We start from the raw sequence: 25,814 nt of genomic DNA, 5'->3' as shown, positions 1-25,814 counted from the left end.
GTTCAACACTTGGGATTTAGTGTTGGCTACGCAACACCTTAATCCTTATTAGTTATGTGCTTGACTGAGCCTTACTAATTTTTAGCCAAAATGACTCTTGGCATTGATTCGTAAAGTTCTTTTTCTTGGGCGCTATATTTAAAGCGTGCGGCTGTTCGGTTACTTCATATGAAATCCAGCACTCCTCACAAACTGCGTCCGTTGTACGTCCTGATAATTCACGCTCAGTTAGCTTTCTTACAGCGACACCATTGTTAAAATTTACGAACAACTCACTGTTTTCCATGAGAATACCATCTTCGTCGAAAGTCCGTTTGTTTAAGACTTTCTCTACTACCGACAGACCTTCAGGCTCTTCTTTTATCGCCGATATATACGTGAACAAATTATTCATTACACCTGCCTGTTTGAGATTATTTGCACATAACGCTTAAGTATTTATCCGTTGTCGTAGCACAATGGATAAATACCTGTTGGACTTGGCCGCTTCTATCTATGGAGTTTGCTTTTTAGGACTGACTTACGTTCCACTCTTATCATTAAGACTGGTACCCCATCAGCCGTCCATTTTCCACTTCTAGCCACCAATTTATCTACTGCGACTATACCCGTTGCATAATCTTTTTAAAAGCGAACAATGCCCCTCTCTCGCCATAACACAACGATAATTTTATTCATTACAATCAGACAACTAGGTCAGTCGGTGCTCTGAAACGACTATCCTAGGTCTAATATTGATGCACACGAGTACCATGCTGTTGCTATGGCAGTTCGGACAACAAGGTTTCTCTTTCAGCACTTCCGATTTCTCTACGGGTCGCTTTTGTAAGCTTTGCCTAATTTCCGCTATCGCTTTTACCCGTACAGCATTAGCTAAAAAGCCATAGTAGCGTATTCGCATTAGCCCTTTAGGCAACACATGTAAAAGTAAGCGTCGAAGTAACTCGCCCGCATTACAACACATTCTTTGCGTCCCATTGGTTCGATAGTCTTTGTAACTCATCGTGATACGGCCATCCACGTTATAACTTAATTGGTTGGGATTTAACCCGATACGATTGCAATACCGAGATAGATAACCCACTACCGCTGTAGGCTCGTGGAGTACAGGTTTACTGTACACAACCCATCTCTTACTAGCGGCTTCCTCTAATAAATTACTGTGCGTTGCTATCAACTCGCTTACTCGACATAACATCTCTTTCTTAAAGCGAACGGATAAGGCTTTAACCGGAAGCAGGTAACTCTCTTTTCTTGTCGGTTGCCATTGCCGATCTTTTGTAAGCACCCCACTCGGTAGTAGGCAATGAATATGAGTATGTTGACTCAGATTTCTTCCCCAAGTGTGAAGAACCATTAATGCTCCAAGTTGACCGACAAGGTGATGCCGCTCATTAGCAAACGCGCATAATGTTGCCCACACTGAATGAAACAAGCATTGATAAACCACCTTAGGATGCGCTTTAACCAGAGCATTGAACTCGTGAGGTAAGGTAAAAACCATATGATGGTAGGCCACAGGTAAAATATCTTGGCTTCGCTTTGTTAGCCATTGCTGTCTCATCTGCTCTTGGCAATTGGGGCAATGACGGTCTCGACAAGAGCAGTACCAACGCGTTTCATGACCACATTGCTGACAACGCCAGTCGTAGCTGCCCATACGCTCTGTTCGGCAGTCTCTTAAATGGTTAAGCACTTGCCACTGTCTCGGTGTGACTTTGCTTTTATCAAGCTCTTCTAAGCCTTGTGTTAATACGGCTTGGTAAGGAGATAATGCGTTCATTCGCTCTCCTCCCATAGTTGAGCAACTAAGTCGAACTTACTTCCGTCCGAGCTTTCGTTGTGATGACCTATCCAATGGGTGTACCTCAATGTCGTTTTGATATTCGAATGTCCGAGGTAACGCTGAAGAACATTCAAAGGCATGCCCGACTCAAGCTGATGAGTCGCATAAGCGTGCCTCAAAGCGTGTATTCCTCCTAATTTTCTGACGTTTGCCTCAACTTTTGCTGCTTTGAAGCATTTCTGCAGAGAGCTAATACCCAATGGCTTTTCGGGCTCTAGGCTGGGAAACAGCACTACGGTGGGATGATAATGACACCAGTAATTTCGAAGATGATTCAGTTGGCTATCACCCAGTGGAACAAAGCGATCTTTTTTACCTTTACCACAATGAATGTGCAGTCGTTTCGCCGTACCATCAATGTCTTTCACGTACAAGCCTACGACCTCACTGACACGTAGGCCACATCCATAACACATTTCAAGTGCGGTCTGATATTTAAGACTTCGACAATGACTAATGATACTTCTTACTTCCTCGCGATTAAGCAGCTCCGGTATTTTACTGGCGCGTTTAATCGGGGGAACCAATCGCTCTTCAAATTCTCTATTCAAAACGGCACGATAAAAGAACAAGATGGCATTCAAAGCTTGAGCACAAGTACTACTACTTAAGCTCCGCTCTGTGGTGAGCGTACGTAAATACGCACTAATCTGTTGATCAGTGAGTAAATCGGGGGACAGATCGTAAGTAGTAGATAGATCTTTAACCCAACGTAAATAGCTTGCATGGGTTTTCGGAGAAAAACGGCGAACCGCCATTTCATCGATAAGTTGTTGTCTTAATAAGGTCATGATGTATTCCTTAATCTATGGATACATCATAAGTTTGGTCTATCAGGTAAGTGAGAGGAAAGCCCTCCGCGAAGCGGCTTAGTTCAACAGCTCTTAGACAGAAAAATTCTGCATTTAAATATAGAATTTTTCTATCTAGTTTCATATGCACGGCACTCTACCATGATTAATCACAGTATTTCAGTGACTTAAAACATAGATAAGCTAATTGAATGACAAAATGCAGAATATTTCCATATAGTATGATTTTAGCGAAAATCTCACTAAACTGTACGTAAAAACAGTATTCACCTTACATACCCCAAACACAAAAAAGCCTGCCATTTATGCGAACATAAATGGCAGGCTTTATACGTTAGTTAACTTGTGAATTGCTAGCTTATGCCGCTTCGAATGCGAGGGCTTTCTTCTCTACCTGACGGAAGATCAGCGTTAATACACCATTCACTGCTAGGTAGAATGCGCCAGCAATGCCGAACACTGTGAGTGTGTCGTAGGTTTGGCCGTTGATACGCTGAGCGTAGCCCATCAAATCCATGATGGTGATGGTGCTTGCCAGTGATGTACCTTTGAAGACTAGAATCACCTCGTTCGAGTAAGCTGGAACGGCGCGACGTAGTGCGTATGGCAGTAACACTTTAAGCGTTGCGATTTTGTCCATGCCTAATGCGCGACATGCTTCCCACTGCCCTGCTGGAATCGCGTTGAATGCACCTCTGAACAGTAGCGTGCTGTATGCCGCGGTGTTCAGTGCGAGTGCTAACATTGCGCAGAACCAAGGTTGGCTAAGCCATGTCCATAGGAAGCTTTCACGAATCCAATCGAATTGACCCGGGCCGTAATACACCAAAAAAATCTGAACCAACAATGGTGTGCCGGTAAACAGCGTAATGATGCCACGAGTTAACCAGTGAATCGCCGGTATTCTTAGGATTAGCGTTACCGTCATCAGCAATGACAAGATACAACCAACAAGCAATGAAGCGCCTGTGAGTTGCAGACTGGTCGCTAAGCCCTCAAGCATTTGGGAGAGGTATTGTTGATTCATGCCATTGCCCCTTTGTTACCCAAACCTTGAATAGAGAACTTACCATCAATCACTTTTACCAATCTTTGTGTGATTAAAGTGATGACCAAATAGATTGCTGCTGCTGTCGCGTACCAAGTGAATGCTTCGTGCGTTGCCGCTGATGTTAATTGCGCTTGTTTCAATAGATCGGTTACGCCAATCAATGAAACCAGTGCAGTGTCTTTCAATAGAACCAGCCATTGGTTGGTTAAACCTGGTAGCGCGTGTCTCACTGCTTGTGGCAATACGACTCTGAAGAAAGCACGAGATTGTGAAATACCAAGCGCACTTGCTGCTTCTCTCTGCCCTTTGCTTACTGCTTTCAACGCACCACGAATAGTTTGCGAAGCGTAAGAAGCGAAAATAAGTGACAGTGCAACAACACCAGATAAGAACGGGCTCACTTCTATGAAGTCGCCAGTGATCATGAACAGAACTTGTGTCGAACCAAAGTAGATAAACAGTACGACCAGAATTTCTGGTAAACCACGAACAATCGTCACAAATGCAGTCGTTGGCCATTTGATTGCAATACGACGAGACATCTCACCACTTGCAAACAACACTGCTAGAACCAATCCAACCAATAGGCTTACGAACGCAAGCTGAACTGTCATCCAGCTTGCTTCGACGAGCCCTAAAGAGTAACCCGTTAATTCCATAAATTACTTACCGAAGTACTTGTTAAAGATCTTGTCGTATTCGCCGTTCGCTTTCACTGCTGCAAGTGCAACGTTAAGCTGGTCTACAAGTTCTTGGTTACTCTTGTTTACTGCGATACCAAAGCCGTTACCGAAGTACTCTTGGTTTGTTACTTGGTCGCCTACATACGTTAGGTTGTCTTGCTTTTTGAACCATTCAGCTACTACCGCTGTGTCACCAAATACTGAATCGATACGACCGTTTTTCATGTCGATGAATGCATCTTGGTAGCTTGAGTAAGGTACCGCTGTTACGCCAGCCATTTGCTCAAGTAGGAAGCTCTGGTGAGTTGAACCGTTTTGAACGCCAACACGCTTACCTTCTAGTGCTGCTTGGTCTGCTACTTTACCTTCAATAGAGATGAATGCTGCCGAGTTGTCGTAGTAAGCGTTAGAGAAGTTTACTTGTTTAAGACGCGCTTCAGTGATGTCCATTGCCGAAATAGCGGCATCGTAACGTTTGAATTTAAGCGCTGGGATCAAGCTATCGAACGCTTGGTTGTGAAAAGTACAAGTTGCTTTCATCTCTTCACAAAGTGCGTTTGCTAGGTCTACGTCAAAACCTTGGATTTGGTTGTTCTCGTCCATGTATTCGAATGGTGCGTAAGTCGCTTCCATTGCGAATTTGATTTCGTCTTGTGCCGATGCATTAACAGCCATGCCTGCAGAAGAAAGGCCGATAAGTGAAGCTAGTAGAATCTTTTTCATTTTGTTACTCCGAATCTGTGTGATTTTGACCTGTGGCCATTTTTATAATTTAATTGTTTTAATCGATGTTGTGTTTAGCTAAATCTAGTGAGTCAACTTAGGTTTAATGCGTAAGATACTCGGCAAACTCGGGTGTCTGCGGGTTAACGAATGAATCGCTGGTGCCGTGTTCAACGATGTACCCTTTTTCTAGATACAGAACGTGGCTAGCAATCTTCTTCGCGAAATCAACTTCATGTGTCACAACCACTTGAGTAATGCCCGTTCCACTCAACTCTTTAATAATGCTCACAACTTGGTTGGTGATCTCAGGATCAAGCGCCGCTGTTGGTTCATCAAACAACAACACATCCGGTTTCATCATCAGCGCACGTGCAATCGCAACACGCTGTTGTTGACCACCAGACAGTTGAAGTGGCCAAGCGTCTGCTTTGTCGGCAAGTTGAAGTGTCTTTAGCACTTCTTGAGCTTGCTTAATCGCTTCTTGCTTATCTAAACCCGCGACTTTGGTGGGAGCTTCAATTAAGTTTTCCATCACCGTCATATGTGGCCACAAGTTGTATTGTTGGAACACCATGCCAACTTTACGACGAAGTTTAAGCCCCTGCTTTTCTTGGATCTGGCTTGAAAAATCGAATTGCTCGTTCGCAATGTCTAATTCGCCGTTGTCCGCGATTTCTAACAGGTTCAATACACGCAGTAATGAACTCTTGCCCGCACCGCTTGGGCCAAGCAATACCAAGGTTTCGCCACTTTCACAGTCAAAGCTGATGTCATGAAGAACTTGGGTATTACCGTATGATTTGTTGATGCTCTTTACTTGAATACTCATGCCACAATACTGCATTAATTGTCATTTGTTGGTTATTCTATTCAATTCGAGTTTTTATGCAAGAAAAATGTATAAAAAACTATTTTGTTGAATTTTTGTAACGAAAGTTGCGCAAAAAACAGTCGCTATAACTGGTCTTACAACCAAAAGTCACAAGTTGCTGATAAGCTTGAAATCGAGGGAAAAGCAAACGTTTCTCTTCCAATTAAAAAATCAGTACAATAGCTAAGAACCTGTAGCTTCTATTCGCTATTGGCTTACGCTCACATGCATAAAAATTAGAATCAAATAGCTCGTTTGATCTTTATTTCAAGCGCCACTAAATGCTTAATGTTCCTTTTGAACAGTAAGATTCCCTCACTTGCTAGGCATCAAAGTCCGAAAATTGAGTATCCTAGGAAGCATCAGTCAGCGATGCGTGCTTTAATGGTTTCTCTTGTAAGCAACAAACATTTACGAACGACTAGCACTTGATTCGTGACAAGTACGTACAAACAACAAGCCATCTACTCTTAAAGCGACAACACATTAAGGCAGTCATATGCAAAACGATGTCTCTTCTACGCGTGACTCTACTCAGCGAACGGCTCAACGATCGACTAAAAAAGCGCCACAACCCAAACCTGAGAAGAAAAGCCTCAGTATTTTATTTGAGCTCAGCAAATTTATTCAGCCCTATAAAGGCCGTGTGATTGCAGCGCTGATCGCTTTGATCTTCACGGCGAGCTTAACCCTTTCGGTCGGACACGGTATTCGCCTTCTTATCGACCAAGGCTTCAGCCAACAATCGTTATCAGATTTAGGCAGTGCGATTCAATTCATCATGGTTGTAGTCGTGCTGATCTCGATTGGCACCTTCTTTCGCTTCTATTTGGTCTCTTCTGTTGGTGAGCGAGTAAGTGCGGATATACGCCTGTCGGTTTTCAATCACGTGGTGACGCTTCACCCGAGTTACTTTGAAACCAATGGCAGTGGCGACATCATGTCGCGCATCACAACCGACACAACTCTGCTTCAAAGCATCATAGGTTCGTCGTTCTCTATGGCGATGCGCAGCGCGCTGATGTGTATTGGCGCAATCATCATGCTGTTCGCGACTAATATTAAGCTAACGCTGATCGTGTTGGCCTCTGTGCCGTTTATCCTGATTCCGATTTTGGTATACGGTCGACGAGTGAGAGCCCTCTCTCGCCAAAGCCAAGATTCGATGTCTGATGTGGGTTCTTATGCTGGCGAAGCGATTGAACACATCAAAACGGTGCAAAGCTACAGCCGAGAAGCGCAAGAGAAAGCATCGTTCGCAATTGAAGTAGAAAAGGCTTATGAGATTGGTCGCCAACGTGTAAAACAACGCGCGATTCTTATCTCTGGTGTGATTGTTATCGTGTTCAGTGCGATTGCAGGCATGCTTTGGGTTGGTGGCAGCGATGTCATCAACGGCACGATGTCGGCGGGTGATCTGGCTGCATTTGTCTTCTATGCCATTATGGTCGCTTCGTCATTAGGTACGATTTCTGAAGTGATGGGTGAGTTGCAACGTGCGGCAGGTGCGACAGAACGATTAATTGAAATTCTACAAGTTGAAAGCCATATTGTTGCGCCTGTAGAAAACCCAACATCACTCGATAACGTGACACCAGAAGTCGCTTTTGATGATGTGACCTTCTGTTACCCATCAAGACCCGACCAGCCCGCAACAAGCAACCTCACGCTAACGGCCCATGAAGGTAAAGTGTTGGCATTGGTTGGCCCGTCTGGCGCAGGTAAAACCACCCTATTTGAACTGCTGCAACGTTTCTACGACCCACAAATAGGCAAAGTAACGTTAGGCGGTGTTGAACTGAATCAGTTTGATCCGAACGAGCTAAGAAAGCAGATGGCATTAGTCCCTCAGCAACCCGCTCTGTTCAGCAACGATGTGTTCCATAACATTCGATACGGGAACCCAGAAGCAACGGACGAGCAAGTTATCGAAGCGGCGAAAAAAGCGCACGCGCACGAGTTCATTCAGAACTTACCTGAAGGCTATCACAGCTTTCTTGGTGAACGTGGCGTTAGATTGTCTGGCGGGCAGCGTCAGCGTATTGCCATCGCTCGTGCCATCTTAAAAGATCCGAATATTCTCTTGTTGGACGAAGCAACCAGTGCGCTAGACAGTGAAAGTGAGCATCACGTTCAACAAGCTTTAGAAGAGTTAATGCGTGGCAGAACGACCATCATTATCGCCCATCGATTATCAACAATTAAACACGCCGACCAGATTGCGGTGCTAGATAAAGGGCAGCTAGTAGACATTGGCGACCACCAGTCGCTCATCAATAGCTGCGAATTGTACCAACGCTTAGTTGAACTGCAATTCAAACACCTCAATGTGTGAACATTGAGTGGATGTGCAACTAAGTCACTGACATTGTGTGGTTTCAAGCTTCAAAAACTTAAATCACACGTGTTGCAGTTTTGTTAATTTAGCGGTAGGGTTTTTATTCCAATAACAACTGATCCCGATGAAGGGTAAATAGATAACGTTAATTACCCAGATAACACTAACTACACAGATAACAATAAGAGAGTTCGCATGGAAGCACTATTATCTGACTACCCGGTAGTAACAGAAATCCCTGTCGCTTGGGGAGAAATGGACGCCCTTAATCACGTTAACAACGCCGTATATTTTCGTTATTTCGAAACGGCTCGCTTAGATTTTTTCAAGCATGTCGAGCTGATGGAAGAGATGGCGATTACCAAAGTTGGCCCTGTTCTTGGCGACACTTATTGTAAATATTTCAGACCAGTCACGTATCCAGACACGCTGATGATCGGTTCGCGTGTTACAGACATTCAAGACGACCGCTTCACCATGGAATACGCGATCGTCAGTAAGGCTCAACAGAAGCTGACGACAATCGGCACTGCGACCATCGTTATGTTCGATTTTGCTTCAAACCAAAAAGCGCTGCTTTCACTGCGTTTAACCAATGAAATCGAGAAGATGAACACGTTAAAGAGCCCATGCTTCAAACAAGAAGCCGTGACGGAATAACCTATTCGCTGATTCAGAAAAACTCAGAAAGTTTCAGACATTAAAAAGGCCACTCGATTGAGTGGCCTTTTTTTTGATCTTCTGGACTTTGAAGCTTTTGGCTATAGACCTTGCACGTATTGAGCGTTAGTTCGAACTTCAACCATCTGCTCTAGGTTCTGTTGTGAACCATCAACGCCGTCAATCAAACCTTGGAAGTGTTTGATAAGCTCTACTTTGTCTTGTACTTCTTTCGAACCCGCACCGATGTTGGTTAGGTCAATAAAGAACTCGTCGAACAGACCAGAGAAATCCGTTACAGCGTCATGGTTTAAGAACTGCTCGTGGTTGTAAATGCTTGGGTAGCCACCCTTCTGCTTATCAACCGCGAAAGAGATACCTTTCACGTTAGTAATCGTGGTCGCTTTCTCACACTTCAGCATACAACCGGCTTCAATGCTTGGCTTGTTACAACCTACCGTTCTTTGGAAGAAACACTGACGGCTGGTCATCATTAAGATTGGGTGGTAGATGCTGTAGAACAGTTTGAAGTTCTCTGGGCGGCGAATATGACGAATCTGACCTTTGTTGATCTCGTTCGAAATGAAAGCACCAGCACAGTTTAGCTCTTCTTTCAGCGTAACCAATGCGTGAGAGTTTGTGGTGTTCATGAACGGGCCTGCTACCCACTCAATTCCCATCTCGTAAGCTTTGTAGGCAATACCCGTGTTGTTGGTCACGATGCGAGCTGGCTTGATCTCTTCAAGGATACGAACTGCTTCGTCGTAATCTTTGCCGATCAATACTGCAGGGAACCAAGGAATCAAACGTGGGTTTGCTGCCAAGATATCGATGTACTTGTTACAACGCTTCTTGAAGCTTTCAGGCAGTTTGAAGTATACATCCGCGTCAGTTACGTCACACAGGTGTAGGTCTTCCACATCCGCGATAAGCATCGACATAGTTGGCTTCTCGTTCACCTTCGGGTGCTGAGGCAGTGCTGGCACTTCAACGTGCTTAATCACTTTCACAGAACCGTTTAAGATGAAATCGATTTCGTCTTTTAAGACCGACACTTCTTTCAAAGGAAGAATCAGACCTTCATCTAAGTTGTCGTAGTTACAGTTTTCAAGCGTATGAACAGCACTCTTCACTGATTTGAAACGCTTTTCAAGTAACGCCTGAGTAATCGCAGTCTCTTTAGCTGTTGCCAATAACGATTGAGATTGAAGCGTAAAGTTTTCTTTTGGTGTGTTCACTGTCACCGTAAATGGTTGACCCACCTTAGCACTAAACGACAATGACACAGGTGTTTTACGAATATCAAGGAACTCGATCTTGTCGCGCATTTCGCTACCTAGCGCATTCTTAGCTTCATAAAGATCGCTAGTTACTTCTTGAATTTGCACAACAGAGATTTCATTGTTCTCTTTCGTCGCTTTATCAACGGCGTAGTTCATGCTGTTGTCGCGAGGGTTATCGATGAACATGTCTTTCGTTAGGTTGCCCTTAAGGAAAGAGTTGGTGAAATCACGGTTGAATACTTTGTGTAGGTTTGAATCGTCTTCGATCAACAAACCACTTTCTACAAAGCTATCAATCTGTTTTCGCCACGTGTCTACCACAGTGTATACGTAGTGTGCGCCTTTAATACGGCCTTCTACTTTCAACGAGTCAACTTTCGCGTCAACCAGTTCAGGTAGGTCGTAGTAAGCGGAGTTATCTTTCAGGTTAAGTGGGAACTTGTTGCCTGCGTTGGTGATTTCGTATTCATCACGACACGCTTGGCTACAACGCCCACGGTTACCTGAGTTACCGACACTTACAGAGCTTGAGTAACATTGGCCAGAGAATGCGATACACAAAGCGCCATGTACAAACACTTCAGTTAGAACATCGTGATCGTGTGCCACTTCCGTCAGCATTTTGATTTCTGGTAGGTTCAATTCACGAGACAAGTTAACGCGCGTCGCGCCAATCTTAGACAAGAACTTAATCTGGCCTTCGTTGTGCGTCGTTAACTGAGTCGATGCGTGAACATCTAACGATGGGAAATGCTTTTTCACCAAATCAAACAAACCAAGATCTTGAACGATGATGCCGTCTAGTTTGGTGTTCACCAGTTGGTTCAGCAATTTAGTGATAGTCTTAATTTCATGCTCCAGCAGCACAACGTTAAGAGTCAGAAACACTTCACAACCATATTCATGAGCAAGGCGAATCACACCATTCAACTCATCTAACGAAAGGTTAGAGGCTCTGTTACGAGCGTTGAAGGTGTCTAAACCACAATAAACCGCATTGGCACCGGCCACGATAGCGGCTTTAATCGCCTCGACATCGCCACCTGGGGCTAATAACTCAATCTTTCTGCTCATTTTTGAAGTCGCTCACTTACTTATAATTTTTAAGGCGCGTATTCTACCTACAACACGATCTCTTTACCACCTAACAACACTTTCCAAACTAAATGACCTCAATAATGCCAAACGAATTCGATTTACCTATCCTTTATTCTTTAAGACGCTGCCCTTACGCTATGCGAGGAAGGATGGGTATCGCACTATCACAGCAGAAAGTGTTACTTCGAGAAATTGTTACCAAAGATAAGCCTAGCGAACTATTGGCCAGTTCGCCAAAAGGCACTGTTCCAGTATTGGTATTGCCAGATGGCCAAATCATCGAACAGAGCTTAGACGTGATGAATTGGGCGCTTCAACAAAACGATCCTCAAGATCTTCTGCGTTCAAGTAACCCAACACTTAGCCAACAAGTCCACCAGCTCATTAAAGTTAACGATGATGAGTTTATTAGTCACTTAGAGAAATACCGTGCGTCTGTTCGTTACCGAAACATCGATACGGAACAACGTCGACAAGCCTGCGAAGCGTTCATTAGTCAGTTAGAAGCGCTACTCACCGAGCAGCCCTACTTTTTCGGAGAAACCCCAAGCTTAGCCGATTTTGCCGTGATGCCGTTTGTTAGCCAGTTCGTAAGAGTCGAGAAGAAGTGGTTTGTGCAATCTGAATATAAAAACGTAGGACGTTGGTTAAGAGCGCACCTTGAAAGTAAGCTCTACACCCAAGTCATGAAGCAATACCCTTTGTGGAATGAAACCAAGCAAGATTGTTTTTTTGGGTAGAATTAAGTCTCCATGAATTGCTGGAGATAACTCCAAATTGCTGAAGATTACCGAAGATGACTGTAAACAGTTCTAAATATGCATAGACAGCTCTCTATTGTTATGAAAATCGTGACACTGAATCGCAAGCGATGCTATTGATGGCATATTAGATATCAACGAAAATCGCATTTCACTCAATCACAACGTTAGTTTGAAATGCGCTATGCCAAAAAACAAAGTAAACACATTCAACACACCTAACCCCGATTTTAAAGGGTTCGCGAAAGTTTCACTGTTAGTGGCCTTCTCGCTTGCCCTTTCAGGCTGTAGCGCGAAAAACAAAGCAACCAACACAAGCCCATCTGCTGCGCAGCAGAATCAAACCTACACGGCGAAGAGCTTCAATAAGCCCAATAGCAAAGTTACGTTGATCCTCTCTTTTTCTGGTGGCGGCACGCGTGCGGCGGCGCTCTCATATGGTGTGTTGCAAGCATTGCGCGATACCAACATCGAAGTTCATGGTGAAACGGTTAATCTGTTAGAAGAAGTTGATATGATCAGTTCGGTATCCGGTGGCAGCTTTACCGCCGCGTATTATGGTTTGTATGGTGACCAGATATTCGAAGATTACGAAGAAACGTTCCTTTATCACGAAGTCTCGAAAGATCTGTTCTCCATCCTTTTATCTCCGACTTATTGGTTCTCGTACGCCACCAGAACAGACAAAGCCACCGACTATTACAAAGCCAACATCTTCGGTGAAAGTACATTTGCCGACATGCACCGAGAAGATGCACCCTACATTGTTATTAACGCGACCGACATTTCAACGGGTTCGCGTTTTTCATTCACACAAGAGTATTTTGACCTCATTTGTTCAGACTTGAACAGTTATTCAGTGTCCAGTTCGGTGACGGCTTCTTCTGCTGTGCCTTTCGTTTTCACACCTGTGGTACTAGAAAACAAAAATGACTGTGACAAATCAGAGCATTTACAACCCTCATTTGAAGCCACGAGTTATCGCAATAGAAATCTCATCAAATCGCTAGAGTCCTATAGCAATAAGGATGATGTGAGTTATCTCCACCTTGTGGATGGCGGGATTACTGACAACCTCGGTTTACTGTCGGTGTATGAGATGTCTGAATATTTGCGTTACAACGACAACGAAGAGCTGAAAAACTTGTACGACACCCAGCACGCGCGTCCTATTGTCATCATTTCGGTTGATGCGTCGACGAACCCAGAATCTGGCATTGGAGAGTCGATTGAAGCGCCTTCCATGAAACAAACGGTGGATGTCATCACCGATATCCAGTTGCATCGCTACAACGATACAACAAAAGATTTGATCGTTGACGAGTTGCAATCTTGGCAAGAACTGGCCTCTCATCAAGGTCGTAAGGTTTCACCCTACTTCATTGAGATCAGCTTAAATAAATCAGACAACAGCGCCAAGCGATATTTGCTCAATCAAATTCCGACGGACTTTATGATAGACAAAGAAAACGTCGATCTATTGATTGAAGAAGGTAACAAACAACTTGTTGCCGATCCGGAATTCCGAAACTTTTTATCATTTGAACGCAACAAATAATGCTAATCTAGTTGCTTATTAACACACGGTTGGGCAACTAAAGTTACGTCATAACTTCACCTTTACAAGGATCACTATGGAATTTGAAAACAACATCTTACATCTCGGGTCATTCTTTGCAGTGACCATGGGGATCGTGGTTCTATTTGTCGGACGAAGGCTGAATCAAGTCATCGGTTTTTTGAAAGAGTTCAGTATCCCTGAACCTGTCTCTGGTGGGATTTTGGCATCGCTTCTGTTCGCGGTTTTATACGCGACGACCTCAATCGAAGTGCAGTTTGATCTGTTTGCCCGCGATGTATTATTGGTCTACTTCTTTACCACGATTGGGATTAACTCAAGTTTGAAAGACCTGTTCAAAGGCGGAAAGCCCTTGGTGATTTTGCTATCAATCACTATCTTCTTCATGATTATGCAGAACATCGTCGGTATTTCTGTCGCATCAATGTTTGGCCTAGAGCCTGTCTTTGGCCTGCTCAGCGGAAGTATTTCACTGATTGGCGGACATGGTACCGCGATTGCTTGGGCACCCAAGGTTGCAGAAGAGTTCGGCCTAGAAAGCGCGATGGAAATAGGTATCGCCAGTGCAACATTCGGGCTGATTTTAGCCAGCCTGATGGGGGGGCCTATTGCGAAGTTTCTCATCAAACGTCACAACCTCAAACCTGCTGACGGGCAATCAAACTCAATCGATTCAAATGCAAAAAAACAACACCAAGCTCTTACATCATTTCAATTTTTAGACGCCGTGTTAGCGATTCATATTTGTGTCATTGTCGGCGCGTTGCTTAATGAATTGATCAGTCAAACCGGGTTACAGCTTCCACTGTTCGTATCGTGTTTATTTGCAGGTATCGTGATCACCAACGTAATGCCAGAGTCCTACCCAAGAATATCAGGCACTAAATGGCCAACACGCTCGCCTGCTATCGACTTAATTGCTGAAATATCCTTGGGTACATTTTTGGCGATGTCACTAATGAGCATGCAACTTTGGACGCTCATTGATTTGGCGGGTCCTATCTTCGCGATATTGGCAATGCAGCTGCTACTAGCCGTGATAATCAATATCTTCATCGTGTTCCCATCAATGGGTAAGACCTATGATGCAGCCGTTGTATGTGCTGGGTTTGGAGGGATTTCGTTAGGTTCAACACCTACAGCCATGGCAAACATGTCGGCAGTAAGTCAGAAATATGGGCATTCAGCACAAGCCTTCATCATCGTGCCATTGGTATGCGCGTTCTTCATTGATTTAGCGAACGCACTGATTATTCCTTACTTCATGAGAATGATGTAGCTGACCTTTGTTAAGACGGTACACCACAATTTGTTAAAGCGGTGTACCGCAATTTATTTAGGCGGTATACCCCAATAAAAAGAGCCGCTCATACAGAGCGACTCTTTTACTAATGACTCAATTTGACTATCACTAACGACTACCCAAAGCTTATTGAATCGCTATCGAAATCTCGACTTCAGTTTCGCCTTTGTAAAATTCAAAGTCTGTCGTGTAAGTTCGAACATGTGGGCAATCTGCTGCGTTGAAGTACGCCCACACTTCGCCCCATAAATCGATGACCGCTTGAGGAAGTTCACCTTCAGCAGAAAACGTCAGATATTTACCTGCTTCAATTTCGGTTTCGACTAGGTCATCTAAATTGTTATCGGTAAGTGCATTGGTACATGCAATAACATCAAACTCACCAGTAAAATCCGATTGGTAATTGGTGTAGACACCATACACTTTTGAATCTGGTGTCAGCTTAGGAAAAGCTTGATCGAAAAAACCTTGCCATAATTGACCTATCTTTGCTTTTGTTGGATCAATCTCATCGGTATTAGTGGTTCTTACTGAAAACCCGTACGCCTTTACGGCTTCAATCGTTTCTACTTTCATTCGTTTTATTCCTAAGCCAATCGACGTTTTAACTATGTAAAATCTTAACTAATCTTGTATCTCTTTGTGGCCACACTTTTCACAGACAAGATGACGAGAAAACTCATCCATTGACGCGATAAACGGGCCAAGGAACCAACCTTTTATCATGCCTGCCCAAAACTCGCTTCGCTTTTGGTTAGGTTTGTCTGCAAACGCACTGGTCTTTCTGACCAACACAACAACGTGTTGTGTGTCTTCTCTGCACGCGGTGCAATAGCATTGTTCTATGGTGTTATTCATTTGAAAGCCTATGACGTTTTGAATGAAATTTGCTGAAAATGAGGATTGTTGACACAGACTTCTAGTGTGGAAAGATCAGTGAGTACGACAAGTTGTTCTACACCTTGAATACTGACCTTAATGCACTCTTCACGGCTATCATTGCGTTGAGTATCTAATCCGACACATTCAATCTGCTCGCCAGACTTCAGCGTTAATTTGATTGGGTATCGGTGCATACACACAATCTCAATATAATCGTAATCGTTGCAACTAATCATAATACCCCTCCAATTCATCCACCACGCTAATGCGACACGCCATACTATGCAATATGCATATAATCAATCATTTACCCAAATCACATTGATGTTCGTCCGAAACTAAACTTGCTTCTAAACCTACTTCTAAACTTAGCTTAATCCAGCTTAACCCATTCACGTTTCTTCTACTCACGCCTGCTTATTCTTTCATTGTTAAATAATAATCGAGAACAAAACAATGAAAACCATGAACCATTTACACGTGTTAGCTTTTTTAGGCTTAGTCGCTTCAATGATGACGTTTAATGCAAGTGCCGCCTCAGAAATCGATGCGAGGCACTTTGCCAATGGCAAAGCCAAATATCGACAGCTTTGTCAGGTGTGCCATGGCGACAAAGGACATGGCGACGGACCAACTTCCGCTTCGTTACCACACAAACCGGCTAACATCGCTAATAAACTCAATGGCTTTTTTGCCAGCCCAAGCTCTTTGGCGGATGACATTTTAGAGGGCGATGTGGAACAAGGCATGCCAGCGTGGCAAGGTGTGATAACAAAGCAAGATGCGTTAGATATCTTGTGGTATGTAGATTCAATTCAGTAAGTTTTCGCTTGTGTGAGCATTCTTGTATAAACACCATGAGGGGCAACATTGTCACGCGTGGCTATATCGGGGACTGCGATTACTTGATCGCTTTCCAATAATGATAAAGCCCGTTGATATCTGAAGAGCACATCAACGACATCGCGCCTTTGATCTGTTCTTCGCTCCACTCCCACCATTTCATTTCTAACAACTGAGCAATCTCAGTGTCATCGAATCGATAACGGATATGGCGTGCAGGGTTTGAACCGACAATCGAGTATGGTGCTACATCTTTAGTCACCACTGCTCGACTTGCGATAATCGCTCCGTCACCGACCTTAACACCACTCATGATCATGGCCTCGGTGCCAACCCACACATCGTTACCAATCACGGTATCACCAGAGCGTTCAAAGCCGTCTATCGCATCTTCAAACTTCTCGTCGTGTTGGTAGAAGAACGGGAAGGTACTCACCCATTGATTTTGGTGGCCTTGGTTGCCCGCCATCATAAATACGGCACCTGAACCAATCGAGCAATAACTGCCGATGATCAACTTGTCGATGTCTGTTCTATCAGGCAGCAGATAACGCGCACAATCATCAAAGCTGTGATTGTGGTAATAACCTGAATAGTAGCTATGTTCGCCCACGATGATGTTTGGGTTGGTCACTTGTTCTTTGAGTGACTTTCCGACAAACGGGCTCTCAAAATAGTTTTTCATGTTTGTACTCTTAGTTTCGTTCTTTTAGTTAGGTACTTGTGTTGCGTGTTTATGGTTTTAACAGGTTTATCTTAGTGTAAATGCCAACGTGCCCTAACGACCGCCTGCAATATCAATAAACGAACCGGTTACATACGAAGCTTCGTCTGATAATAACCATGCGATAGAGTTAGCCACCTCTTCTGGTGTGCCACCTCGTTGTAATGGTAGCTGCGAGGCTAGTCTGTCTACGCGATCAGGCTCTCCGCCATCTGCGTGCATCTCAGTATAAATACAACCAGGCCTTACGCCATTCACTCGGATATTACGTGAAGCCAATTCAAGCGATAAGCCTTTGGTGAGTGAATCCATCGCACCTTTCGATGCTGCGTAATCCACGTACTCAAACGGTGCGCCCGTTCGCGAAGCCGCAGACGATACATTCACAATAGAACCTGCACCATCAGCTTGTTTGATAAAGGCTTTACTGCACAAGAAGCAGCTTGATACGTTCGATTTCATCACCTTTTCAAAGCGATCCAATTCGATGTCAACTAATGGTGACTGGGTAAACAAGATCCCGGCATTATTGACCAAATGAGTCACTGGGCCTAGCTTGTTACGAGCAATCTCAAACAAAGATTTCACATCTGATTCAACAGACACATCCGCACGCACGCTTATCGCGGTTCCGCCCTGCTCGCGAATCTCGTTCACTAGATCTTCAGCTCGCGACTCATTGTGTATAAAGTTAACGCATACGGCATAGCCTTTACTGGCCAACAATTTAGACGTCGCTGCGCCAATGCCTCGGCTTCCGCCTGTTACAATCACTACCTTGCTCAATGAAACCTCCTAATGCCACTTGTTTGTTATAACCTGATTTTTCGATGAAACCTGATCGTTCGATATAACCTGATCGTTCGATATAACCTGATTATTCGATACGACCTGGGTTTTCGTTACAAACTGATCGTATCGATACAAACTAATTTTTCGATACAACCTGAACCCACTGCGATCGCCACGCCGGCCCTTCGAACGGGTCTGGACAAAATTCAGTTTGCTTTTGAATTAAACCATCAACAACCGTGTGAAAGGTAATCACTCGGTCTTTCAATACACTGTCAGTAACCGAAACGTCCGTTACTACCGTATCACCTTCACAGACAATCGAATTGAGGGCGAATTCCCAAACACCATTAGCTGGGTATTCAGAGTTGATTGCCGTAAAGTTATCGCGCCCTAATGTGAGTTCAGATGACTGAGGCCAATAGCCTTCAAAATCTGCGGCTAGCCATTCGCTTGCCTTGGCAAAATCATTACTGCGCATTGCATCCCAAAATCCTAATACCACTTCTTTTGGTGTCATTATTCTTCCTTTAAATCGTTCAGTTATAACGAATTTTTTACATAGCTATTTAGGTACGTGAAGAGATCGCTTTAAGCGTACTTAAACTATATACCTCTACGTATACTTACCGATGATCGTTAAAAGATCATCGACATGGTTCGCAATATAATCGGGCTTGGTTTGCCAGTTTTTAGGCTCAGAACGGCTATAACCGGCAGCCACCGCAATCACTTTTGCGTTCTTACCCAATGCTGCTTCAATATTGCGAGCAAACTGTGTATCCGCTTCATGGTCACCGATATACATCAAACACAGTTCTTTAGAGTGAGCTTCACCAAATATGTTCTCAACACACTTCATGCCGCCAAACGGATGCGGTTTTTGATTACCATTCGATACATCGTCATAGCCAACAACTGACTTAAACACCTCACCGATACCGTAGCTATCGAGTACAGTTCGAATATTCAATTGAGAGTTTTGCGAGCAAACCCCATGAGGAAGGTGCGCGAACTGACTGATCACGGTTTCCATTCCCTCAAACAAGGCTACGGGAGTTTGATTTTGCTCTTGATGCTCTGCCCACATACCACCAGCGATCAACATTTCATCATGAGACATCCCATAATAGTCAACATACAAGGCTTGCCAGTTTTTAGCACCGTGGTTAGCTTCACGATAAAGCGCTTCGCTAAGCAAATATTTAGGTAAGTTGTCGCCTGACAAGTGTGGCGCAACTAAAGAGATAATGTCTTTGGTGATTGCGATATTCTTTGGAACGGAGTTGACTAAGGTTCCATCATAATCCCACAGTATGGCATCTAATTTCATACACTATCTCTTTGTTTAAATTGGCCATTTGAATTTATCACTCTACCCCCTATTGAGGAAAATTTTATTGTTTCTAATTTGAAATATAACCCGGAACAAGCAAAAAATTGAGAGGTTGCGGTGCGTAGAATCGTTATACGAGAATAACTAAACAAGCTTTGCTCACATAACCGCTTTATCAATTGCAATATATCAGTATAATCCCCCGCTCTATAACGCTTATCCAGCATTGGAATAGCGTCATCCAAAATTTTAACGAGTACCCAATGTCGAAACTATTTTTCAAAGGCCGTATTGAAACAAGACAAAATCACGTTCTTGCAGGCTACAACGTAAACCGCGATGTTAAAGTGGGTACTGAAGAGTCACCAGTCAATGTAACGGTTCAAACTGACGCTCGCAAAACTGAAGTTGAAGCAATCGCTGCTGAACATTCAATCTTCGTGACTGTATCTGTGGATGCAGAGAAAGAAGAAAACACACTTGAGTTCGACACGTTGCTAAACAAGCCAAAAACAATGACGTTCGAAAAAACACCTAACCGTAACGATCCATGTTCTTGCGGTAGCGGTAAGAAATACAAGAAGTGTTGCGCATAAGGCTTCTCACTCAAAACTGCCAATAGCACGATGAGTTAAGTAATATCTAACGGGAAGATCATTGAGGTCTTCCCGTTTTTATTTGCCTAAGCCAAACCCACAAACTCAGTCGAGGTTGTCTGGTGTATTCAAATATGTTCCACATTGGGTACATTTGTAATCACCTGTCGCGCCCGAACCTGTAACACCAAAAGATAGAAACTCCGATAAAATTCGTTGGAGTAAACTCGGTTCTTTATCTTCAGCTTGTGGTGCCTTTTGCACTTGGCTACTGAACATCGTGTACCTATGCAGTGTAAGTTTCTTACAGTTACAGCAGAACGCTCTCGTCTTCTCACTTCCATACATAATATCTATAGCCTTAACTCAAAGCACAAATTCAACACATGGCAAATATGCCACATGTTGAGTTAAATCTATATATTTTCATAAAGTTATGAGCAAATTAAAGCGTTTCAAAGAAAGGTAAGCTCTCGACTGTTAAGTGACGTGTTGATGAACAAAGTTATTCAATTCAGTCACGCTTCTGATGATGTAAACCTCTTTCTCTTTAGCGCGCAATTCTAACTGCGCTCTAAAGTCGTCATTCCAAAATTTAGGACACAGTTTTAGTGTCTTATAACTTTGTATCGTGCCTTTTATCACTGAGCTTCCATCAGGCCAGCCTTCAGGTTTAACAAATAAACCTTTGAGCATTCGCTTGGTTACAAACCAGTAGCTAGTTGAATAAGGAAGGTCGATATAAACCAAGGTATCAGCTGCATCTAACCGTGTGTTGAACGAGCCTAGAGGGCCAAAACCATCGATGATCCAGCTTTCAGAATTGATTATGTTGTCGTGCGCTAGGTCGAACACTTCACGCTCAACAAACTCTCCGTTGGCCTTATAAACAATAGAGTCCAACTGGTGAAGCTCTATGCCTGTAGCTAGAGCCAACGCCTTGCTGATTGTGGACTTTCCACTCCCAGGTTTGCCAAAAACCGCGACCTTTTTCATATGACTTCCTCTATTCAGATAAAACCCATAAGACAGCGACAAAAAACCCACCTTACGGGTGGGTTCGATAAACAAAGCGCATCAACAATCCCACCATTCCTATGGAATGATGATAATTCGTTGGTTAGATGACGCTAAATTCAGTTTCATAACACTACTTTTATATATTGTTGCTTAGTTGTCAATGCAGCCAAACGTTGATTGGGAAGCTATATCATCGTCAAGTCGCACCCATTAATGGTCTAAATGAGTGCCTATTGGCTCGGTTATTCAGCTTTAGCCACTGTCGCTTCTGACAACTTACTTAGTACACCCGATATTTTTTGAATCACTTTGTCACAGCCATTGATCGCGTGACGCTCTACCAAGTAATTAGGATCGTTGTAAGACAACCATACTTTCTTATTGGAATCTTCCGTGACTAACACCTTCTGCGGTAAATCTATCGCGACTTCTTGAGCACATTGCATTAATGGTGTCCCTACTTTCGGGTTACCAAAGATGATGACTTCGGTTGGTCTCAATTCAAGATCGACCTTACTCGCGTTTTTCTGATGGTCGATTCTCGCAAACAAGGTCAATCCTTTGCTTTTGGCGATTTCTTCAAAGCGGTCAGCGGTCTCTTTCACTGAGTAATTACTTTGATATTTAATCAAACCATCAGAAGCCGTAGCTGAAAATGATGCCGAGAGTAAAATGGCGCATAGTGGTAGTAATTTTTTCATCGTCACCTCTGAGATTTAACCTAATCAAACTTACATTCGTAGCGCCACTTCTAAAATCAGCGACGTAACCCATGTCAGTATAGACACGTTTCCATTCTCAATTTGCAGAGAGGATCACTTTTCTAATGCGTCTTATTATCAGCAGTTGAGATAGGAATTGTTTCAAAAGCTAAACACATGATCAGTGCCACGACTTAGTCCCACACTTTTCACACTGGTATTCGTAATCACTGTCGACATAAAAACCGGGAACATTATGGTCACCTTTAAACAATAACGTCATCAGGTACTCCATCAACACGCCTAGTTTCCATTGTTTCTTTTCAGATTCCGCTTCCGCTTTAGATTGAGCATCGGAAGCGTTAACAGCAAGGTGCGGGGTAAGTGCGTTGCACTGCTCACAGTGATAAGGGTGTTTAATATATTTATTATCAAGCATTTATATAGCCATCTAACATTTATAAAGTTGACGAATACTAACAACTTATCACTCGGTTCTCGAACTCATTGTTGTCCTTTAGAGTTTTATTAGAAAGAAATGAGACACGAGATAACACCATGTGCCATGTATCTACTTTTATTGGCATTGCGCACAACAAAAAGAGTAACCGTGTATCGTTTGAAATTTAGTTAAGCGCTTTAATTAGAACCGTGTATTTCCACAGGTTTGCTTCATTTTCTCCGAGCTCGATACTTGCTTCTCCACCATCTTTATCAAGAATAAAAACAGGCATCTGTCCGCTAGACTCTCCATTTTCATAATCGCATGACATTTTGGCTTCCAGTAGAATAGCGTTAGCTTCATGCTTAGAAAGAACACCCGAATAAATGCATTCTTCAGTTTGAGATGAGACTTCCTGTCCGAAAGAGTCGAACTTAAAGGTTGGGAAGTTGAGTTTTGATTCAGAATCCTCGACAGTGATCGACACTTGGTAATCGATAGCTTCAATATTGTTATCGGTTGCAAATACACAACCGGAAACGCCAAGTAACAATACAGCTAAAGCAGTGGTTTTCATGTGGTTCTTATTCCTTCAACAATGGGCTTGCTACTCTGAAGTAACACTATGAATTCCCGGGTTTAATTTAAACGTTGTTAGGTGAAACTTGTTTGCCATTACTTGGCAAGATAGCTAACTTTTACTTTAATAGCCCTTTGTCCGCAGCACCTTCAAGCTGCACTTCTAGTTCTTTCCATAGAGCACGACTGCCTTTAGAAATACGCTCGCCATTAAAGGTCAGTACTTTATCTTTAGATATGTTGTGCTTTTTCCAGCTATGACCCCCACCATGGATGTTATGAAGCAAAGGCGGCACTCTATCGATCGCCTTACCAAATCTGGCTTCCGGTGACTCACCCGCTTCGAACTCAAGCCATAAATCCAAATACTCGGTTCTTAAATGGCTTGGCAATGATTTCAGCAAGCGCTCAACACAGTTTCTCTCTTTGAGTTTGTTTTCTTCGGTTTCACTGGCATAAATGATGGTGTCTCCTGCATCGATTTCCCCAAGGTCATGTATCAGTAACATCTTCATCACTCGCGTAATATCGATTTGTTCATTGGCATAGTCTTTCAACATAAGAGCGCTCAAACAGACGTGCCAACTGTGCTCAGCGGAGTTTTCATATCGATCCAATCCAACCGGTTTTGTCTGTCGATGAACATCCTTTAATTGTTCAATCTCGACCATGAATTGCAGAATGCCTTTGATTTCTTCCACGATGAGCTTCCTTTAATTGAGCTTGAGCAACACACGAATGAGCCTTAGCTTATTTACCTGTTAGCCATAGGGTGTTCAGGGTTTAACTGAAGCAGATCCCACAAGTTACCGTAAAGATCTTCAAACACAGCAACGGTACCGTAACCTTGCTCTTTAGGCTCTCGGACAAAGTTAATGCCCAAAGACGTCATGCGTTCGTAATCACGCCAGAAGTCATCGGTGTTTAAGAATAGGAATACGCGTCCACCAGCTTGGTTGCCGATGAAATCAAGTTGCTCTGGCTTGGAAGCTCTAGCAAGTAACAGGCTCACACCGGTTGAATTTGGTGGAGCAACAACAACCCAGCGTTTATCTTCTTCTGGTAAATACGTGTCTTCGATGAGATCAAACTTAAGCTTGTTTACATAAAAATCAAGCGCTTCATCGTAGTCTTTTACCACGAGTGCAATGTGGACAATATTCTGTTTCATAACATACCTTGTTGGGGTTTTAGCTACGTGGAATGATGCCATGAAGCAGGCAAAGACACTAGGAGTTAACACTTAGTTTGGTGTTATGGTTAAAACAGTCCTAAGAGTACTCATGTTTTAGTTGCTAGCAAAGCACCGCAAGTCGCCAAAAAGCCACCTGATAACCTGTTCAATAGCATCTTTGCTGAGCGCCCTTGAAATACAAAACGAGCTTTAGAGGCAGTGCAAGCATAGAGACTCAATACTCCACCTACAGCTACAGTTGAAATCACCAAAATCATCATCACATCTGTTGTGGTAAATGTTTTTAGGTCTATGAATGCGGGAAAGAAACCCATGTAAAACAAAATCGCCTTTGGGTTTGAAACTGTCATCAATAAGCCGATAGTCACGCTTGAGGCTTTCGTTCCTTGCTCCGAAGATGTACTCGATGATTCACTAACATCTGACGTCCATGTTGTGTAAGCCAACCAAAACAAATAGGTAACGCCTACATATTTAATTACCGTAGCAAATTCACCCATTGCGCTAGCTAAAGCTGATAAACCAGACAAAGCTAAGAATATAAAAATGTAATCCGCGATTAGTACGCCAAGCACCACTAACAAGCCTTGTTTCCAACCAAAGCTTAGAGACCTCGACAGAACTGCGAGAACGCTGGGTCCCGGTATGGCTGCAGATAGTAACATCGCAACAAATAGAGCAATTCCTGATGTAATTGACATGATCCCTCCCTAGATCGTTTGTCGTTCGACAATTAACCTATTTATGTGACTAAACGATTTGACCGCGCATGATAAATTGCGGGCCTGCTGCGCCACCTAAATACTGTTCATTGGTATCTTCGAAGCCGCCTTTCTTATAACAGTTGAATGCTGCGGGATTTTTGCAATTCACGGTTAAGTAAATCAACTCATACGCTGAGTAATTCGCTTTTAAATATGGAAACAAAGCTTTGACCGTGCCCGTTCCTAAACCTTTACCTTGCTGGTTTTTATCAAGCACAAAAGCTCTTAAGCCAATACTTCCTTCAGGGCAGAATTCGTAGTGCTCTGCGTAAGCGATATCCAGCTTAAAGAAACCAACAACTTCGTTATCAGACTTAATCACGTGCAAGTGCGTGGTTTCACTCCCGTCTAATAAAAACTCTGCAGCTGTACCAGCGAACTTAACCTGTTCATCGGCGAGTTGGATGGCCTGAACTGACGCCACATGTGATTCTTCAAGCCTTTCGATAGTTATCATTGTTGTTCCTTCTGTATAACACGCACGAAAAACCGACTAGAGCTCATCGCTAGTGTCTCGAGAACCGTAGTTTGGGAAGTTGATATTAAGAACGTTATCGTCCTCAAGCGTGAATAGAACACTTCCATTCTCTACACCAGTTTCGTTCCTATCTGAACAACCTAGAAACAACTCCCAATCAAACGAATATTGAAGTCGGTATTGATTGCTACTGATGTGTAGAACGTCTTTGATTTTAATACCGTTCACCACATGTGCCATATCATCGATGTATGACAGATCTGGGATTAACTTTTCTTCGAAATCACTCTTATGCTCGGTTAAGAAATTGAGCAGCTCAGAACATAACTCGGAGCCTTGAATCAATGGTTTAGACAGACTAAAAAACAACATTCCTAAATACTCCAAGGATTGTTTTGATATTGGGAAGATGGGCGCGAATCTGTTACAAATTCAAGCTCAACCAGCACTA

32 protein-coding genes are annotated in these 25,814 nt (G+C 43.3%); 7 read left to right on the top strand and 25 right to left on the bottom strand.

The features are described from left to right. Positions 1-52: 52 nt before the first annotated feature. From ACED59_RS07610 to artP, 7 genes are all read right to left on the bottom strand, one after another. Positions 53-394: a hypothetical protein gene (locus tag ACED59_RS07610; RefSeq protein WP_371704828.1), complete on the bottom strand. Its 342-nt coding sequence runs from the start codon at positions 392-394 to the stop codon at positions 53-55. Between the two features lie 297 nt (positions 395-691). Beyond that, positions 692-1,783 (bottom strand): transposase, encoded by a 1,092-nt coding sequence (locus tag ACED59_RS07605; RefSeq protein ID WP_017097398.1) that lies wholly within the window; start codon positions 1,781-1,783, stop codon positions 692-694. Further along, entirely contained in the window at positions 1,780-2,637 is an 858-nt protein-coding gene (locus ACED59_RS07600) for a tyrosine-type recombinase/integrase (RefSeq protein WP_017097399.1), read from the bottom strand. Before ACED59_RS07600 ends, ACED59_RS07605 begins: the two co-directional genes overlap by 4 nt. Positions 2,638-3,016: 379 nt before the next feature. After that, entirely contained in the window at positions 3,017-3,685 is a 669-nt protein-coding gene (artM, locus tag ACED59_RS07595; RefSeq protein ID WP_010441034.1) for an arginine ABC transporter permease ArtM, read from the bottom strand. Continuing rightward, on the bottom strand, positions 3,682-4,368 hold the full coding sequence (gene artQ / locus ACED59_RS07590; RefSeq protein ID WP_009846801.1) for an arginine ABC transporter permease ArtQ: 687 nt from the start codon (positions 4,366-4,368) through the stop codon (positions 3,682-3,684). The genes artM and artQ overlap by 4 nt, the downstream gene beginning before the upstream one ends. Before the next feature lie 3 nt (positions 4,369-4,371). After that, positions 4,372-5,115: a lysine/arginine/ornithine ABC transporter substrate-binding protein gene (locus ACED59_RS07585; protein ID WP_009846802.1), complete on the bottom strand. Its 744-nt coding sequence runs from the start codon at positions 5,113-5,115 to the stop codon at positions 4,372-4,374. A 103-nt stretch (positions 5,116-5,218) separates the two neighbouring features. Next, on the bottom strand, positions 5,219-5,947 hold the full coding sequence (artP, locus tag ACED59_RS07580) for an arginine ABC transporter ATP-binding protein ArtP (protein ID WP_009846803.1): 729 nt from the start codon (positions 5,945-5,947) through the stop codon (positions 5,219-5,221). Positions 5,948-6,488: 541 nt separating this feature from the next. Here artP and ACED59_RS07575 point away from each other — a divergent pair. Both ACED59_RS07575 and ACED59_RS07570 read left to right on the top strand, forming a co-directional pair. After that, complete coding sequence (locus ACED59_RS07575; protein ID WP_017097400.1) at positions 6,489-8,324, top strand: ABC transporter ATP-binding protein/permease; 1,836 nt, start codon at positions 6,489-6,491, stop codon at positions 8,322-8,324. Between the two features lie 198 nt (positions 8,325-8,522). After that, on the top strand, positions 8,523-8,987 hold the full coding sequence (locus ACED59_RS07570) for a thioesterase family protein (RefSeq protein WP_009846805.1): 465 nt from the start codon (positions 8,523-8,525) through the stop codon (positions 8,985-8,987). Positions 8,988-9,088: 101 nt separating this feature from the next. Here ACED59_RS07570 and ACED59_RS07565 read toward each other — a convergent pair whose 3' ends face one another. Continuing rightward, the gene (locus tag ACED59_RS07565; RefSeq protein WP_017097401.1) at positions 9,089-11,344 is read right to left on the bottom strand and encodes a peptidase U32 family protein; all 2,256 of its coding nucleotides are present in this window, start codon (positions 11,342-11,344) and stop codon (positions 9,089-9,091) included. 173 nt (positions 11,345-11,517) lie between these two features. Between ACED59_RS07565 and ACED59_RS07560 the strand changes: the two genes are divergently transcribed. The 3 genes from ACED59_RS07560 to gltS all read left to right on the top strand — a co-directional run bounded on the left by ACED59_RS07560 (position 11,518) and on the right by gltS (position 14,987). Further along, complete coding sequence (locus ACED59_RS07560; protein ID WP_029223860.1) at positions 11,518-12,108, top strand: glutathione S-transferase; 591 nt, start codon at positions 11,518-11,520, stop codon at positions 12,106-12,108. A gap of 205 nt (positions 12,109-12,313) precedes the next feature. Next, complete coding sequence (locus ACED59_RS07555) at positions 12,314-13,687, top strand: patatin-like phospholipase family protein (RefSeq protein ID WP_017097403.1); 1,374 nt, start codon at positions 12,314-12,316, stop codon at positions 13,685-13,687. A gap of 76 nt (positions 13,688-13,763) precedes the next feature. Further along, positions 13,764-14,987 (top strand): sodium/glutamate symporter, encoded by a 1,224-nt coding sequence (gltS, locus tag ACED59_RS07550; RefSeq protein ID WP_009846809.1) that lies wholly within the window; start codon positions 13,764-13,766, stop codon positions 14,985-14,987. Positions 14,988-15,137: 150 nt separating this feature from the next. On the opposite strand, the gene ACED59_RS07545 is transcribed toward gltS, so the two are convergent. Genes ACED59_RS07545 through ACED59_RS07535 form a run of 3 tightly spaced genes read right to left on the bottom strand, consistent with a single transcriptional unit; the run spans position 15,138 to position 16,129 of the window. Next, positions 15,138-15,587, bottom strand: coding sequence for a GyrI-like domain-containing protein (locus ACED59_RS07545; RefSeq protein ID WP_009846810.1), 450 nt, complete (start codon positions 15,585-15,587; stop codon positions 15,138-15,140). A 48-nt stretch (positions 15,588-15,635) separates the two neighbouring features. After that, the gene (locus ACED59_RS07540; protein ID WP_004733848.1) at positions 15,636-15,869 is read right to left on the bottom strand and encodes a hypothetical protein; all 234 of its coding nucleotides are present in this window, start codon (positions 15,867-15,869) and stop codon (positions 15,636-15,638) included. An 8-nt stretch (positions 15,870-15,877) separates the two neighbouring features. Continuing rightward, positions 15,878-16,129, bottom strand: coding sequence for a Rho-binding antiterminator (locus ACED59_RS07535; RefSeq protein WP_029223861.1), 252 nt, complete (start codon positions 16,127-16,129; stop codon positions 15,878-15,880). A gap of 220 nt (positions 16,130-16,349) precedes the next feature. On the opposite strand from ACED59_RS07535, the gene ACED59_RS07530 reads away from it, so the two are divergent. After that, positions 16,350-16,715 carry a cytochrome c gene (locus ACED59_RS07530; protein ID WP_017097405.1) on the top strand — a complete coding sequence of 122 codons (366 nt, stop codon included), beginning with the start codon at positions 16,350-16,352 and terminating at the stop codon, positions 16,713-16,715. Between the two features lie 79 nt (positions 16,716-16,794). On the opposite strand, the gene catB is transcribed toward ACED59_RS07530, so the two are convergent. The 4 genes from catB to ACED59_RS07510 all read right to left on the bottom strand — a co-directional run bounded on the left by catB (position 16,795) and on the right by ACED59_RS07510 (position 19,585). After that, complete coding sequence (gene catB, locus ACED59_RS07525) at positions 16,795-17,421, bottom strand: type B chloramphenicol O-acetyltransferase (protein ID WP_017097406.1); 627 nt, start codon at positions 17,419-17,421, stop codon at positions 16,795-16,797. A gap of 93 nt (positions 17,422-17,514) precedes the next feature. Further along, positions 17,515-18,246, bottom strand: a complete 732-nt coding sequence (locus ACED59_RS07520; protein WP_004733853.1) for a glucose 1-dehydrogenase — start codon at positions 18,244-18,246, stop codon at positions 17,515-17,517. Positions 18,247-18,388: 142 nt separating this feature from the next. Then, the gene (locus ACED59_RS07515) at positions 18,389-18,772 is read right to left on the bottom strand and encodes a nuclear transport factor 2 family protein (protein WP_017097407.1); all 384 of its coding nucleotides are present in this window, start codon (positions 18,770-18,772) and stop codon (positions 18,389-18,391) included. Positions 18,773-18,868: 96 nt separating this feature from the next. Beyond that, entirely contained in the window at positions 18,869-19,585 is a 717-nt protein-coding gene (locus ACED59_RS07510; protein ID WP_017097408.1) for an HAD family hydrolase, read from the bottom strand. Positions 19,586-19,851: 266 nt separating this feature from the next. Between ACED59_RS07510 and ACED59_RS07505 the strand changes: the two genes are divergently transcribed. Next, positions 19,852-20,184, top strand: coding sequence for a PBPRA1643 family SWIM/SEC-C metal-binding motif protein (locus tag ACED59_RS07505; protein ID WP_009846816.1), 333 nt, complete (start codon positions 19,852-19,854; stop codon positions 20,182-20,184). A gap of 105 nt (positions 20,185-20,289) precedes the next feature. Here ACED59_RS07505 and ACED59_RS07500 read toward each other — a convergent pair whose 3' ends face one another. The 10 genes from ACED59_RS07500 to ACED59_RS07455 form a co-directional block, all read right to left on the bottom strand. Then, a complete protein-coding gene (locus tag ACED59_RS07500) occupies positions 20,290-20,532 on the bottom strand; it encodes a hypothetical protein (protein ID WP_029223182.1) in 243 nt (80 codons plus the stop codon). A gap of 132 nt (positions 20,533-20,664) precedes the next feature. Then, complete coding sequence (locus ACED59_RS07495) at positions 20,665-21,180, bottom strand: adenylate kinase (RefSeq protein WP_017097409.1); 516 nt, start codon at positions 21,178-21,180, stop codon at positions 20,665-20,667. Between the two features lie 266 nt (positions 21,181-21,446). Beyond that, positions 21,447-21,905, bottom strand: a complete 459-nt coding sequence (locus tag ACED59_RS07490; RefSeq protein ID WP_029223862.1) for a DUF302 domain-containing protein — start codon at positions 21,903-21,905, stop codon at positions 21,447-21,449. A gap of 181 nt (positions 21,906-22,086) precedes the next feature. Further along, the gene (locus ACED59_RS07485; protein WP_009846818.1) at positions 22,087-22,344 is read right to left on the bottom strand and encodes a hypothetical protein; all 258 of its coding nucleotides are present in this window, start codon (positions 22,342-22,344) and stop codon (positions 22,087-22,089) included. Between the two features lie 187 nt (positions 22,345-22,531). Further along, positions 22,532-22,924: a hypothetical protein gene (locus tag ACED59_RS07480; RefSeq protein ID WP_017097411.1), complete on the bottom strand. Its 393-nt coding sequence runs from the start codon at positions 22,922-22,924 to the stop codon at positions 22,532-22,534. A 121-nt stretch (positions 22,925-23,045) separates the two neighbouring features. Then, on the bottom strand, positions 23,046-23,627 hold the full coding sequence (locus ACED59_RS07475; protein ID WP_017097412.1) for an HD domain-containing protein: 582 nt from the start codon (positions 23,625-23,627) through the stop codon (positions 23,046-23,048). A 53-nt stretch (positions 23,628-23,680) separates the two neighbouring features. Next, positions 23,681-24,097 carry a VOC family protein gene (locus ACED59_RS07470; protein WP_017061801.1) on the bottom strand — a complete coding sequence of 139 codons (417 nt, stop codon included), beginning with the start codon at positions 24,095-24,097 and terminating at the stop codon, positions 23,681-23,683. 110 nt (positions 24,098-24,207) lie between these two features. Then, the gene (locus ACED59_RS07465; protein WP_012604019.1) at positions 24,208-24,822 is read right to left on the bottom strand and encodes a LysE family translocator; all 615 of its coding nucleotides are present in this window, start codon (positions 24,820-24,822) and stop codon (positions 24,208-24,210) included. Between the two features lie 49 nt (positions 24,823-24,871). After that, positions 24,872-25,342, bottom strand: coding sequence for a GNAT family N-acetyltransferase (locus tag ACED59_RS07460; RefSeq protein WP_017097414.1), 471 nt, complete (start codon positions 25,340-25,342; stop codon positions 24,872-24,874). Positions 25,343-25,378: 36 nt separating this feature from the next. After that, a complete protein-coding gene (locus tag ACED59_RS07455) occupies positions 25,379-25,735 on the bottom strand; it encodes a hypothetical protein (protein WP_029223863.1) in 357 nt (118 codons plus the stop codon). Positions 25,736-25,814: the final 79 nt, after the last annotated feature.

Origin of the sequence: Vibrio sp. FF266 (assembly GCF_041439695.1) — a bacterium.
In the GTDB taxonomy this organism is placed as follows: domain Bacteria; phylum Pseudomonadota; class Gammaproteobacteria; order Enterobacterales; family Vibrionaceae; genus Vibrio; species Vibrio tasmaniensis_A.
The sequence above is the reverse complement of the archived record's forward strand: the minus strand, read 5'-3'. Positions and strand labels throughout refer to the sequence as shown.

What these genes read in the sequence shown, in the direction of transcription:
- ACED59_RS07610 (WP_371704828.1), bottom strand. Translation starts at nt 394, where the DNA reads ATGAATAATTTGTTCACGTATATATCGGCGATAAAAGAAGAGCCTGAA.
- ACED59_RS07605 (WP_017097398.1), bottom strand. Translation starts at nt 1,783, where the DNA reads ATGAACGCATTATCTCCTTACCAAGCCGTATTAACACAAGGCTTAGAA.
- ACED59_RS07600 (WP_017097399.1), bottom strand. Translation starts at nt 2,637, where the DNA reads ATGACCTTATTAAGACAACAACTTATCGATGAAATGGCGGTTCGCCGT.
- artM (WP_010441034.1), bottom strand. Translation starts at nt 3,685, where the DNA reads ATGAATCAACAATACCTCTCCCAAATGCTTGAGGGCTTAGCGACCAGT.
- artQ (WP_009846801.1), bottom strand. Translation starts at nt 4,368, where the DNA reads ATGGAATTAACGGGTTACTCTTTAGGGCTCGTCGAAGCAAGCTGGATG.
- ACED59_RS07585 (WP_009846802.1), bottom strand. Translation starts at nt 5,115, where the DNA reads ATGAAAAAGATTCTACTAGCTTCACTTATCGGCCTTTCTTCTGCAGGC.
- artP (WP_009846803.1), bottom strand. Translation starts at nt 5,947, where the DNA reads ATGAGTATTCAAGTAAAGAGCATCAACAAATCATACGGTAATACCCAA.
- ACED59_RS07575 (WP_017097400.1), top strand. Translation starts at nt 6,489, where the DNA reads ATGCAAAACGATGTCTCTTCTACGCGTGACTCTACTCAGCGAACGGCT.
- ACED59_RS07570 (WP_009846805.1), top strand. Translation starts at nt 8,523, where the DNA reads ATGGAAGCACTATTATCTGACTACCCGGTAGTAACAGAAATCCCTGTC.
- ACED59_RS07565 (WP_017097401.1), bottom strand. Translation starts at nt 11,344, where the DNA reads ATGAGCAGAAAGATTGAGTTATTAGCCCCAGGTGGCGATGTCGAGGCG.
- ACED59_RS07560 (WP_029223860.1), top strand. Translation starts at nt 11,518, where the DNA reads ATGGGTATCGCACTATCACAGCAGAAAGTGTTACTTCGAGAAATTGTT.
- ACED59_RS07555 (WP_017097403.1), top strand. Translation starts at nt 12,314, where the DNA reads ATGCCAAAAAACAAAGTAAACACATTCAACACACCTAACCCCGATTTT.
- gltS (WP_009846809.1), top strand. Translation starts at nt 13,764, where the DNA reads ATGGAATTTGAAAACAACATCTTACATCTCGGGTCATTCTTTGCAGTG.
- ACED59_RS07545 (WP_009846810.1), bottom strand. Translation starts at nt 15,587, where the DNA reads ATGAAAGTAGAAACGATTGAAGCCGTAAAGGCGTACGGGTTTTCAGTA.
- ACED59_RS07540 (WP_004733848.1), bottom strand. Translation starts at nt 15,869, where the DNA reads ATGAATAACACCATAGAACAATGCTATTGCACCGCGTGCAGAGAAGAC.
- ACED59_RS07535 (WP_029223861.1), bottom strand. Translation starts at nt 16,129, where the DNA reads ATGATTAGTTGCAACGATTACGATTATATTGAGATTGTGTGTATGCAC.
- ACED59_RS07530 (WP_017097405.1), top strand. Translation starts at nt 16,350, where the DNA reads ATGAAAACCATGAACCATTTACACGTGTTAGCTTTTTTAGGCTTAGTC.
- catB (WP_017097406.1), bottom strand. Translation starts at nt 17,421, where the DNA reads ATGAAAAACTATTTTGAGAGCCCGTTTGTCGGAAAGTCACTCAAAGAA.
- ACED59_RS07515 (WP_017097407.1), bottom strand. Translation starts at nt 18,772, where the DNA reads ATGACACCAAAAGAAGTGGTATTAGGATTTTGGGATGCAATGCGCAGT.
- ACED59_RS07510 (WP_017097408.1), bottom strand. Translation starts at nt 19,585, where the DNA reads ATGAAATTAGATGCCATACTGTGGGATTATGATGGAACCTTAGTCAAC.
- ACED59_RS07505 (WP_009846816.1), top strand. Translation starts at nt 19,852, where the DNA reads ATGTCGAAACTATTTTTCAAAGGCCGTATTGAAACAAGACAAAATCAC.
- ACED59_RS07500 (WP_029223182.1), bottom strand. Translation starts at nt 20,532, where the DNA reads ATGTATGGAAGTGAGAAGACGAGAGCGTTCTGCTGTAACTGTAAGAAA.
- ACED59_RS07495 (WP_017097409.1), bottom strand. Translation starts at nt 21,180, where the DNA reads ATGAAAAAGGTCGCGGTTTTTGGCAAACCTGGGAGTGGAAAGTCCACA.
- ACED59_RS07490 (WP_029223862.1), bottom strand. Translation starts at nt 21,905, where the DNA reads ATGAAAAAATTACTACCACTATGCGCCATTTTACTCTCGGCATCATTT.
- ACED59_RS07485 (WP_009846818.1), bottom strand. Translation starts at nt 22,344, where the DNA reads ATGCTTGATAATAAATATATTAAACACCCTTATCACTGTGAGCAGTGC.
- ACED59_RS07480 (WP_017097411.1), bottom strand. Translation starts at nt 22,924, where the DNA reads ATGAAAACCACTGCTTTAGCTGTATTGTTACTTGGCGTTTCCGGTTGT.
- ACED59_RS07470 (WP_017061801.1), bottom strand. Translation starts at nt 24,097, where the DNA reads ATGAAACAGAATATTGTCCACATTGCACTCGTGGTAAAAGACTACGAT.
- ACED59_RS07465 (WP_012604019.1), bottom strand. Translation starts at nt 24,822, where the DNA reads ATGTCAATTACATCAGGAATTGCTCTATTTGTTGCGATGTTACTATCT.
- ACED59_RS07460 (WP_017097414.1), bottom strand. Translation starts at nt 25,342, where the DNA reads ATGATAACTATCGAAAGGCTTGAAGAATCACATGTGGCGTCAGTTCAG.
- ACED59_RS07455 (WP_029223863.1), bottom strand. Translation starts at nt 25,735, where the DNA reads ATGTTGTTTTTTAGTCTGTCTAAACCATTGATTCAAGGCTCCGAGTTA.